The 1,802-nt window shown below is 52.9% G+C and carries 2 protein-coding genes; both read left to right on the top strand.

The annotated features are described in order from the left end of the window. On the top strand, nucleotides 1-511 hold a 511-nt coding region (locus AX760_RS26415; RefSeq protein ID WP_139276445.1), incomplete at its 5' end, for an ATP-binding protein. Then, nucleotides 508-1,662 (top strand): hypothetical protein, encoded by a 1,155-nt coding sequence (locus AX760_RS04270; RefSeq protein WP_071831761.1) that lies wholly within the window; start codon nucleotides 508-510, stop codon nucleotides 1,660-1,662. The genes AX760_RS26415 and AX760_RS04270, both read left to right, overlap by 4 nt. The last annotated feature ends 140 nt before the right edge of the window (nucleotides 1,663-1,802 follow it).

Genomic DNA, 1,802 nt, shown 5'->3' with positions numbered 1-1,802 from the left:
TCGATCGTCCACATCGCAGCTTCCTTTCGTGATTCGAAAGCACAAAAGGAATCACAACCGCGCACAACCCGCAAACCGAAGTCCGCTAACCGATTCCGCCGATTCTCAAAGTCTCCGGACGGACACTGAAACTCTGAGACTACCTGAAGGGACGGTCGCGGAATGGTCCGCGATATTTCAAAATGTCTTCATTAACGCCGCCAATGCGATGCTGGACAGCCAAACGAGAGAGATCAGCGTGTCGTTCGTCGAAGCGCGCAGCCGATGCGCCATTTTGGTTCAGGACACAGGCAGCGGCATAGACCTTACTGAGGGCGAGGCCCTGTTTCAACCATTCCAACGCCGTTCTACGATTTCCGCAGAACGGCGCGAAATGGGTCTTGGTGGAACTGGGCTGGGTCTGACCATCGTCCGTATGGTAGCGAACAACCTCAACTGCTCAGTGGCATTCGTAGCTCCTAAACCAGACTACTCAACAGCTTTTGAATTATCCTGGAAGTGGCAATCATGAACATTCTTATCTGCGATGACACGGTACAACCTCTGACCGGCTTGTCCAAAGATCTTGAAAAAATCCTACCTGGGTCTGCGACGATCAAAGTTGCAACTGGAAACGAAGTCGTGGAACTAGCGGAACAACTCGAAGGGCGACGTAAGGCTGCCGCCAGCGGGAATGGCCAAGCAATCGAATGGGGAAAATCGCAGTTTGATAGCGTGGACCTACTGTTTATTGATTATAACTTTGTTCAGCTCGAACATTCCAGCGGCCTCACCGGACAGCGGCTCGCATATCTCGCACGTTGCTACTCTGAGGCGTCCTACATAGTTGTTTTGAACCAGTTCGGCGAGAACCGCTTTGACTTGACGCTACGCGATCATCCTGAAACACACGCGGATCTCCACTTAGGTCTTAGCCAGGTTACCAATCCCGGGCTCTGGTCCGATGACGGCTGGCCCGAATTTCGCCCTTGGACGTGGCCGATTCTTCCGGACGCAATAAACAAGATGAAGCGCGCCACCGAAGAAGTGGCCAATGCGCTCGACACACCTATACTGAAATATCTGCAGCTCGATGAAATCGCGGGTGCCATCCCGCGAAACGTTAGGCAGTTTCTCGGAGAAGAGGACGTGACCTTCAGACAATTTGTTGAGAAGGCGGGCTTCGACGTATCGGACAAACGTTTCTCAGACAGATCAATCCCACTGATTGCGGCATCAAGGGTTTCCAAGTGGCTGGAATATATGATTTTGTCCGCGCAAGACATACTCATTGACGCGCCGCGTGTCTTGTCGCGCTATCCGTCTGTCCTTCCGACAGGAGGCCTCGACAACCTTGAGAATAGTGCGTTGACCCCGAGCAAGATTGCGGAATTCGATCTACCAGAATCCGTTAAGGATCACTTGTACCCAAAGAGCGATTGGCTGCGGCGCCTGGCATGGAAACGATCCGGCCTACTCGCCGATGATCGGTTGACCGAAAATCAGGAAGCCATGTCACCCGACAGCGACCTTCGTTTCGCTGAAGACGCTTCGCGATTCCTCAAATCAGATCAGGTATCGGGCTTCGTGGCCGATCTAGCGTCGCCCTTCGTACAGCGCTTTGTCCGTAGAAACCGCGATGGTGATGTCGATTACCAGCCACAGCTAAGGTTTGCACTGTGACACAGGAATACTTAGTGTCCGTCCGGAGACTTTGAGAATCGGCGGAATCGGTTAGCGGACTTCGGTTTGCGGGTTGTGCGCGGTTGTGATTCCTTTTGTGCTTTCGAATCACGAAAGGAAGCTGCGATGTGGACGATCGA

The organism is Pararhizobium antarcticum, assembly GCF_001885585.1.
GTDB lineage: Bacteria > Pseudomonadota > Alphaproteobacteria > Rhizobiales > Rhizobiaceae > Pararhizobium > Pararhizobium antarcticum.
This window is presented reverse-complemented; position numbering and strand designations above follow the sequence as displayed.